Below are 9,377 nucleotides of genomic sequence, written 5' to 3' on the forward strand. Positions count from 1 at the left end.
CGTCCCGACCGAGAAAGAGAGAGCAGGCGACAGTCTTGCTGGACGTCAACTTCTTCGACGAACTGCGCATCGGTCTCGCCACCGCGGATGACATCCGCCAGTGGTCGCACGGTGAGGTCAAGAAGCCGGAGACGATCAACTACCGCACCCTGAAGCCGGAGAAGGACGGACTCTTCTGCGAGAAGATCTTCGGTCCCACCCGGGACTGGGAGTGCTATTGCGGTAAGTACAAGCGGGTCCGCTTCAAGGGCATCATCTGCGAGCGCTGCGGCGTCGAGGTCACCCGCGCCAAGGTGCGCCGCGAACGCATGGGGCATATCGAGCTCGCCGCCCCAGTCACCCACATCTGGTATTTCAAGGGTGTTCCGAGCCGGCTCGGCTACCTGCTGGACTTGGCGCCGAAGGACCTCGAGAAGGTCATCTACTTCGCCGCCTACATGATCACCAAGGTCGACACGGAGGCGCGTCACCGCGACCTGCCCACCCTCGAGGCCCGCATCGGCGTCGAGAAGCAGCAGCTCGAGGACAAGAAGAACGCCGACGTGGAAGTCCGGCAGAAGCGGCTCGAGGCCGACCTCGCGCAGCTCGAGGCCGAGGGCGCCAAGGGTGACGCGCGACGCAAGGTCCGCGAGTCGGCCGAGCGCGAGATGCGCCAGATCCGGGACCGGGTGCAGCGTAAGATCGACGATCTCGACCGGGTCTTCGACCGCTTCAAGAACATGAAGGTCCAGGACCTGGAGCCGGACGAGCTGCTTTATCGCGAGCTGCGCGACCGCTTCGGTGCGTACTTCGACGGAGGCATGGGCGCCGAGGCGCTGCAGCGGCGGCTCGCTGACTTCGACCTGGGCGCCGAGGCCGAGTCGCTGCGCGAGACCATCCGCAGCGGCAAGGGTCAGAAGAAGGCCCGCGCGCTCAAGCGGCTCAAGGTTGTCTCGGCGTTCCTGAACACCCGCAACTCCCCGATGGGGATGGTGCTCGACTGCGTCCCGGTGATCCCACCCGATCTGCGCCCGATGGTGCAGCTCGATGGTGGCCGGTTCGCCACCTCGGACCTCAACGACCTGTATCGCCGGGTGATCAACCGGAACAACCGGTTGAAGCGGCTGCTCGACCTCGGCGCGCCCGAGATCATCGTCAACAACGAGAAGCGGATGCTGCAGGAGGCCGTCGACGCGCTGTTCGACAACGGCCGCCGCGGCCGGCCGGTCACCGGCCCGGGTAACCGTCCGCTGAAGTCGCTGTCCGACATGCTCAAGGGCAAGCAGGGCCGGTTCCGCCAGAACCTGCTGGGCAAGCGGGTCGACTACTCCGGCCGTTCGGTCATCGTCGTCGGTCCGCAGCTCAAGCTGCACCAGTGCGGTCTGCCCAAGCAGATGGCGCTGGAGCTGTTCAAGCCGTTCGTGATGAAGCGCCTGGTGGACCTCAACCACGCGCAGAACATCAAGTCGGCGAAGCGGATGGTCGAGCGGGCCCGCCCGGTCGTGTGGGACGTGCTCGAGGAGGTCATCACCGAGCACCCTGTGCTGCTCAACCGGGCGCCGACCCTGCACCGCCTCGGCATCCAGGCCTTCGAGCCGCAGCTCGTCGAGGGCAAGGCCATCCAGATCCACCCGCTGGTCTGCACGGCGTTCAACGCCGACTTCGACGGTGACCAGATGGCGGTGCACCTGCCGCTGTCCGCCGAGGCGCAGGCCGAGGCGCGGATCCTGATGCTGTCGAGCAACAACATCCTCTCGCCCGCATCGGGCCGGCCGCTGGCGATGCCGAGCCTCGACATGGTGACCGGGGTCTTCCATCTGTCCCGCCTGGCCGAGGGGGCGCTCGGCGAGGGGCGGTCGTTCTCCAGCGTCGCCGAGGCGCAGATGGCGTTCGACGCCCGGGAGATCGCCCTTCAGGCGAAGATCAAGGTGCGGTTGCGGGACAGCACCCCGCCGTCGGACTGGGTCCCGCCCGCCGACTGGGTCACCGGGGACGTGTTCACCCTGGAGACCACGTTCGGCCGTTGCCTGCTCAACGAGGCGCTGCCGGAGGGCTACCCCTTCATCAACGCCCAGCTGAACAAGAAGGCACAGGCCGCGATCGTCAACGACCTGGCTGAGCGGTACCCGAAGATCCAGGTAGCGGCGACCCTGGACGCCCTGAAGAGCGCCGGTTTCTACTGGGCCACCCGGTCCGGGGTCACCGTCGCGATCGAGGACGTCGTCGCGCCGCCGAACAAGGCCGAGATCCTCGACGACTACGAGCAGCGTGCCGACCGGGTCCAGAAGCAGTTCGACCGCGGCTTCCTGTCCGATGAGGAGCGCCGCAGCGAGCTGGTCCAGATCTGGACCGAGGCGACCAACAAGATCGCCGAGGCGATGGAGGAGAACTTCCCGGCGACCAACCCGGTCTACGTGCTGGTCAACTCCGGAGCCGCTGGAAACATGATGCAGATCCGGCAGCTCGCCGGCATGCGTGGCCTGGTCTCCAACCCGAAGGGTGAGATCATCCCGCGGCCGATCAAGGCGAACTTCCGCGAGGGTCTGACCGTGCTGGAGTACTTCATCTCCACCCACGGTGCCCGTAAGGGACTCGCTGACACCGCCCTGCGCACCGCGGACTCGGGGTACCTGACTCGGCGGCTCGTCGACGTCAGCCAGGACGTCATCGTCCGCGAGGAGGACTGCGGCACCGAGCGCGGCATCCTCACCCGGATCGCCCGCAAGGGCGCCGACGGGGTGCTGGTCCGGGACCGGTACGCCGAGACCTCGGCGTACGCGCGGACGCTGGCTTCCGACGCGATCGACGCGAACGGCGAGGTCATCGTGCCCGCCGGCACCGACGCCGGGGACGTCGCGATCAGCCAGATCATCGAGGCCGGCATCGAGCAGGTGCGGGTCCGCTCGGCGCTGACCTGCGAGTCCCGGATGGGAGTGTGCGCCCAGTGCTACGGGCGCTCGCTCGCCACCGGCAAGCTGGTCGACGTCGGTGAGGCCGTCGGCATCGTCGCCGCGCAGTCCATCGGTGAGCCCGGCACCCAGCTGACGATGCGTACCTTCCACAGCGGTGGCGTCGCCGGCGACGACATCACCCAGGGCCTGCCGCGTGTCGTCGAGCTGTTCGAGGCGCGCAGCCCGAAGGGCAAGGCCCCCATCACCGAGGTCTCCGGCCGGGTGAAGATCGAGGAGACCGAGAAGACCTTCAAGGTCGTGGTGGTGCCGGACGACGGCAGCGACGAGATCGCCTACCCGGTCTCGCGGCGTTCGCGCCTGCGGGTCCGCGAGGGCGACCACATCGAGGTCGGCAGCCAGATCGTCGACGGTGCCGTCGACCCGCACGAGGTGTTGCGCATCCTCGGGCCGCGCCAGGTCCAGCTCCACCTGGTGGACCAGGTCCAGGAGGTCTACCGGTCGCAGGGTGTGTCGATCCACGACAAGCACATCGAGATCATCATCCGCCAGATGCTCAAGCGGGTGAACGTTCTCGAGTCGGGTGACACCACCCTGCTGCCCGGTGAGCTCTGCGAGCGGGCCCGGTTCGAGGCGGAGAACCGTCGGGTGGTGGAAGCCAGTGGCCAGCCGGCCTCGGCCCGCCCGGTCCTCATGGGGATCACCAAGGCGTCGCTGGCGACCGAGTCGTGGCTGTCGGCTGCATCCTTCCAGGAGACGACCCGGGTGCTCACCGACGCGGCGATCAACGCCCGGTCGGACTCGCTCGTCGGCCTGAAGGAGAACGTCATTATCGGAAAGCTCATCCCGGCCGGCACCGGGATCTCCCGGTACCGCAACATCCGGGTCGAGCCGACCGAGGAGGCACGTGCGGCGATGTACTCCGTCGGTGCCTACGAGGACGGCGGCGTCGATTACGGCGCGTTCGGCACGGGCTCCGGCCAGGCGGTCCCGCTGGACGAGTTCGACTACCGCAGCTCGGGAGACTTCCGCTGAGCAGGTCGCGCGTAAGCAGGTCGCGAGGCTGACCGAGCGGAGCTGACCAGAGCCCGACCGAAGCCCGATCGATCAGGACCGGCCCGGCGTCCTCACCAGGGTGCCGGGCCGGTTGCGCGTCCAGGTCCGGAGCCCGCTGGTGGGACGGCGCGCAGAGGCGGAAATCGGTAGGATAGGGGCAGGCACCTGCGGTGGCGGTGGAAGGTAGCGGCGGTGTGATTCTGACCGGCGACCACGACGACCTGAGTCGGTTGGCCGCGCCTTATCGGACAGTGGTCATCGAGGCGCTCCCCGGCAGTTGACGTGACCGGGGCTGACCGTTTTATGACCGAGTGGACCGAGATTCGCCGGGAGCGAATGATCTACGAGGATGAGGCCATTCTCGTGCTCGACAAACCCGTCGGCATCTCGGTTATGGGAGAGCGGCACGACACCGATCTCGTCACCCTCGCCGGGGATGACGGCGAGGAGCTGTTCCCGGTGCACCGCATCGACAAGGTCACCTCGGGCCTGGTGCTCTTCGCCCGGCAGTTGCGGTTCCACGGTGATCTCACCCGGCAGTTCCAGCGTCGCACGGTGGACAAGCGCTACCTCGTCCTGACCCGGACCCGTGGACTGCCCGTCTCGGGGACCATTGATCTGCCGCTGAGCGTGGGGCGCAAGAGTCGGGTCCGGGTGGCGGCGAACCGGGCCGACATCATGGCCGGCCTGGCGGAGATGGCCCCCTTGGCGGAGGTTCCCCGGGCAGGGCTTGCCCCGACCGGCGCGGGCATCGGACGCTGGACGATTCCGCCCGCCGCGGTGTTCTCCCACGTCCGGACATACCCGTCCGTCACGACCTTCATCCGGGTATGGGAGGGCGGTGAGTACACCCTGCTCGCAGTCACGCCGGTCAGCGGGCGGCGCCACCAGATCCGGGTGCATCTGGCCTGGATCGGGCACCCAATCGAGGGCGATCCGCTGTTCGGCCGGGGTGCCACCGCCCGCACCCTGCTGCACTCGTGGCGGCTCGCCTTCGATGCGGCCTGGGCCGGCGGCTCCCGCATCGAGGTCGAGGCGCCCCCCGGAGCCGACTTCTGGGCCCCGGTACGCGCGCATCTGCCGGCTGGCCCGGCGGCGGCCCTCCTCGGGAACGTGGCGGGTGGGTCAGGAATAGGCGGTTTCGCATAGCTCGCCGTAGACCCGGACCAGGTCGGGCAGCTGATAGTGCGCGTTCAGGCCGCTCGGATTGGGCAGGAGCCAGATGCCGGCGGGTCCCAGGGTCTCCGCCTGGCGGCCGACCTTCGCGCTGCGGCGCCCGAACCCGATCCGGTAGGCGGCCAGGCCGAGGAAGGCCACCCACCGGGGCGAGACCCGTTCGACGAGTTCGGTGAGCCGGGGCACGCCGGCGCGGACCTCGTCATCGCTGATCTCGTCGGCGCGCGCGGTGGAGCGGTGGACGAGATTGGTGATGCTGATGCCCCGGCGGGCCAGTTCGTCGGTCTCGCTGGGATGCAGCCGGCGTGGGGTGAAGCCGGCGAGGTGCAGCACCGGCCACAGCCGGTTGCTCGGCGTGCCGAAGTGAAAGCCGGTGGCCCCGGACTCGAGGGACGGATTGATCCCGCAGAGCAGCACGACGGTGGCCGGGGCGACCAGGTCCGGGACGGTGGTCCCGTAGGCCGCGAGCAGCTCGTCCCGGCTCGGCCGGCGTCGGGCGGGGGCGGCCGCGAATCGCGCGCCGGCTGCGTCAGACATGTCCTCGCGGGCCTCCGATGCCGGTATCGTGCTGTCCCGTACAGCGTGCCAGTAGGTGCAGCGTGCCAGTACGTGGGGCCGTGCTGCTGCTCGCCTGTGCCGCTCGTCGAGTGCATGCGCTTGTCGAGTGCCATAGTGCGCGCGGGGTCTGCGGGGGATTTCGCCGGACACCCCCGTTCGACACCTGACGCGGGCGTGGAGTACTATTGAGCCCTGTGATCGGAGTCCACGTGGCTCCGGCGTGCGTCCTGCACTTCGATGTGGCGCCGTGGTGCTCGCTAGGTTGACGTAAAGTCACTATTGGGGTATCCGTCGGCGACTGTCGAGCTCGATTCCGCGAAGCGGACGGGCGGGCTGGCGTGCCCCTCACCGGAACTGGATTACCGCATCGAGGTTCCGGTCGAATGGCGCGACATGCCCGACCGCGTGGGTCGGAGAAGCCGCTCGAGGACACTCCGGTGGGTCGGGTGCGGACCACAGCAGCAGGGAGGCCGGCGTACCGGTCTGGTTGCCCAAGGCAGTACGACGAGGCGTGACAGGAACGGGAGCGGCGTTGCCCACGATCCAGCAGCTGGTCCGCAAGGGCCGGCAGGACAAGGTCGAGAAGACCAAGACCCCGGCACTCAAGGGAAGCCCTCAGCGTCGTGGTGTGTGCACCCGCGTCTACACGACCACCCCGAAGAAGCCGAACTCGGCCCTGCGCAAGGTGGCCCGGGTCCGGTTGAACAGCGGGATCGAAGTCACCGCCTACATCCCCGGGGTCGGCCACAACCTGCAGGAGCACTCGATCGTCCTGGTTCGCGGTGGCCGAGTGAAGGATCTTCCGGGTGTCCGGTACAAGATCGTCCGAGGCGCTCTCGACACGCAGGGCGTCCGTAACCGTAAGCAGGCTCGTAGCCGCTACGGCGCGAAGAAGGAGAAGGGCTGATGCCGCGCAAGGGGCCTGCGCCCAAGCACGCCGTGGTGGTCGACCCGGTGTACGGGTCGCCGCTGGTGACCGCGCTGGTGAACAAGGTGCTGTTGAGCGGTAAGAAGTCGGTCGCGGAGCGCATCGTGTACGGCGCACTCGAGGGTGCGAAGAACAAGACCGGCAACGACCCGGTCGTCACGCTCAAGCGCGCGCTGGACAACGTCAAGCCGACGCTGGAGGTGCGTAGCCGCCGGGTGGGTGGTGCCACCTACCAGGTTCCGGTCGAGGTTCGCGCCGGCCGGAGCACCACCCTCGCGCTGCGCTGGATCGTCGGCTACTCCCGGGCTCGTCGCGAGAAGACGATGACCGAGCGGCTGATGAACGAGCTCATCGACGCGAGCAATGGCCTCGGCGCCAGTGTGAAGCGCCGGGAGGACACCCACAAGATGGCGGAGTCCAACAAGGCCTTCGCCCACTACCGCTGGTGATCCGAGATGCCATCTGACGTACATTCCTTGCTGGCCAGGACTCGCAATATCGGGATCATGGCCCACATCGACGCGGGCAAGACCACCACCACCGAGCGCATCCTCTTCTATACCGGTGTGAACTACAAGATCGGTGAGGTCCACGAGGGCGGCGCCACGATGGACTGGATGGAGCAGGAGCAGGAGCGGGGGATCACCATCACCTCTGCGGCCACCACCTGTATCTGGCGCGACCACACCATCAACATCATCGACACCCCCGGCCATGTCGACTTCACCGTCGAGGTGGAGCGCTCGCTGCGGGTCCTCGACGGTGCGGTCGCGGTCTTCGACGCGGTCGCCGGAGTCGAGCCGCAGAGCGAGACGGTCTGGAAGCAGGCCGACCGTTACAACGTCCCGCGTATCGCCTTCGTCAACAAGATGGACCGGGTCGGTGCCGAGTTCCACCGCTGCGTGGAGATGATGATCGACCGGCTCGACGCGACGCCGGCCGTGATCCAGCTCCCGTGGGGCGTGGAGGCCGACTTCCGCGGTGTCATCGACCTGGTCCGCATGAAGGGCCTCCTCTGGAAGACCGAGGACAAGGGCGCCTCCTACGAGACCGTCGACATCCCGCGGGATCACCTCGAGGCCGCGCAGGAGTGGCGCGACAAGCTCCTCGAGACCGTCGCCGAGAACGATGACGAGCTCATGGAGCTCTACCTCGAGGGTGAGGAGCCCTCCACGGAGCAGCTCATCGCCGCCCTGCGCCGCGCGACCCTGGCGAGCAAGGTCAACCCGGTGCTGTGCGGTTCGGCGTTCAAGAACAAGGGCGTCCAGCCCATGCTCGACGCCGTCGTCGACTTCCTGCCGAACCCGCTGGACATCGGCGCCACCGTCGGCCATGCGGTCGGCGGCGAGGAGACCGAGGTCCGCCGGGAGCCGAGCGAGGACGAGCCGTTTTCCGCGCTCGCCTTCAAGATCATGAGTGACCCGTACGTGGGTAAGCTGACCTACATCCGGGTGTACTCCGGCAAGCTGACCGGTGGTTCGCCGGTGCTGAACTCGACGAAGGACCGCAAGGAGCGCGTCGGCCGCATCCTGCAGATGCACGCCAACCACCGGGAGGACCGGGAGGGCGTCGGCGCGGGACAGATCGTGGCCGTGGTGGGGCTGAAGAACACCACCACGGGTGACACGCTCTGCGACCCGAACGCCCCGGTGATCCTGGAGTCGATGACGTTCCCGGCGCCGGTCATCCACGTCGCGATCGAGCCGAAGACCAAGGCCGACCAGCAGAAGCTGGGCACCGCCATCCAGCGCCTCGCCGAGGAGGACCCGACCTTCCAGGTCCGCACCGACGAGGAGACCGGTCAGACGATCATCGCCGGCATGGGCGAGCTGCACTTGGACGTGCTGGTCGACCGGATGCGCCGCGAGTTCGGTGTCGAGGCGAACGTCGGCAAGCCGCAGGTGGCCTATCGGGAGACGATCCGCCGCAAGGTGGAGAAGGTCGACTACACCCACAAGAAGCAGACGGGTGGATCCGGCCAGTACGCCCGGGTGATCATCAACCTGGAGCCCTCCGGCGGCGACGGCGGCGGCTACGAGTTCGAGAACAAGGTCACGGGTGGTCGCATCCCCCGGGAGTACATCCCCTCGGTGGATGCGGGCTGCCAGGAGGCCATGGAGTTCGGTGTGCTCGCCGGCTACCCGCTGGTGGACGTCAAGGTCACCCTGCTTGACGGCCAGTTCCACGACGTCGACTCGTCCGAACTCGCATTCAAGATCGCCGGTTCGATGGCGTTCAAGGATGCGGCCCGCAAGGCCGACCCGGTGCTGCTCGAGCCTCTGATGGCCGTCGAGGTCACCACCCCCGAGGACCACATGGGTGACGTGATCGGCGACCTGAACTCCCGCCGTGGGCAGATCCAGGCGATGGAGGAGCGGGGCGGTTCCCGGATCGTACGGGCGCTGGTGCCACTGTCGGAGATGTTCGGCTACGTTGGTGATCTTCGGTCGAAGACCTCCGGCCGGGCGAGCTACTCCATGCAGTTCGACTCCTACGCCGAGGTTCCCGCGAACGTCGCCAAGGAGATCATCGCCAAGGCCCGGGGAGAGTGAACGCCCTCGCGGCGTGAGCAACACCCCTACCTGACTACACAGCACGACACCACCCGTCCTTGGAGGGACACCCGTGGCGAAGCAGAAGTTCGAGCGGACGAAGCCGCACGTCAATATCGGCACCATTGGTCACATCGACCACGGCAAGACGACCCTGACCGCGGCGATCACCAAGGTCCTGCACGACGCCTACCCGGACCTCAACCCCTTCACGCCGTT

General features: G+C 67.7%; 7 protein-coding genes. 6 read left to right on the plus strand and 1 reads right to left on the minus strand.

Features of this window, described 5'->3' with window-relative positions; translation table 11 throughout:
* Positions 1-35 precede the first annotated feature (35 nt).
* Positions 36-3,923, plus strand: a complete 3,888-nt coding sequence (locus tag AC08OT_RS00130) for a DNA-directed RNA polymerase subunit beta' (RefSeq protein WP_476591744.1) — start codon at positions 36-38, stop codon at positions 3,921-3,923.
* Positions 3,924-4,247: 324 nt separating this feature from the next.
* Positions 4,248-5,093, plus strand: a complete 846-nt coding sequence (locus tag AC08OT_RS00135) for an RluA family pseudouridine synthase (RefSeq protein ID WP_476591745.1) — start codon at positions 4,248-4,250, stop codon at positions 5,091-5,093.
* Here AC08OT_RS00135 and mug read toward each other — a convergent pair.
* On the minus strand, positions 5,070-5,657 hold the full coding sequence (gene mug / locus AC08OT_RS00140) for a G/U mismatch-specific DNA glycosylase (protein ID WP_476591746.1): 588 nt from the start codon (positions 5,655-5,657) through the stop codon (positions 5,070-5,072). The genes AC08OT_RS00135 and mug overlap by 24 nt on opposite strands.
* A gap of 553 nt (positions 5,658-6,210) precedes the next feature.
* On the opposite strand from mug, the gene rpsL reads away from it, so the two are divergent.
* From rpsL to AC08OT_RS00160, 4 genes are all read left to right on the plus strand, one after another.
* On the plus strand, positions 6,211-6,585 hold the full coding sequence (rpsL, locus tag AC08OT_RS00145) for a 30S ribosomal protein S12 (protein WP_009740532.1): 375 nt from the start codon (positions 6,211-6,213) through the stop codon (positions 6,583-6,585).
* Positions 6,585-7,055: a 30S ribosomal protein S7 gene (gene rpsG, locus AC08OT_RS00150; protein ID WP_009740531.1), complete on the plus strand. Its 471-nt coding sequence runs from the start codon at positions 6,585-6,587 to the stop codon at positions 7,053-7,055. The genes rpsL and rpsG overlap by 1 nt, the downstream gene beginning before the upstream one ends.
* A 6-nt stretch (positions 7,056-7,061) precedes the next feature.
* The gene (fusA, locus tag AC08OT_RS00155; RefSeq protein WP_476591747.1) at positions 7,062-9,158 is read left to right on the plus strand and encodes an elongation factor G; all 2,097 of its coding nucleotides are present in this window, start codon (positions 7,062-7,064) and stop codon (positions 9,156-9,158) included.
* Between the two features lie 73 nt (positions 9,159-9,231).
* Positions 9,232-9,377: GTP-binding protein (locus AC08OT_RS00160; protein ID WP_476602450.1), on the plus strand; the 146-nt coding region annotated here is incomplete at its 3' end.

Source organism: Frankia sp. CgJB1 (assembly GCF_977947065.1).

Bases quoted from the DNA above. Each gene is read 5' to 3' on its own strand.
- AC08OT_RS00135 (WP_476591745.1), top strand. From the start codon at position 4,248: ATGACCGAGTGGACCGAGATTCGCCGGGAGCGAATGATCTACGAGGAT.
- mug (WP_476591746.1), bottom strand. From the start codon at position 5,657: ATGTCTGACGCAGCCGGCGCGCGATTCGCGGCCGCCCCCGCCCGACGC.
- rpsG (WP_009740531.1), top strand. From the start codon at position 6,585: ATGCCGCGCAAGGGGCCTGCGCCCAAGCACGCCGTGGTGGTCGACCCG.
- fusA (WP_476591747.1), top strand. From the start codon at position 7,062: ATGCCATCTGACGTACATTCCTTGCTGGCCAGGACTCGCAATATCGGG.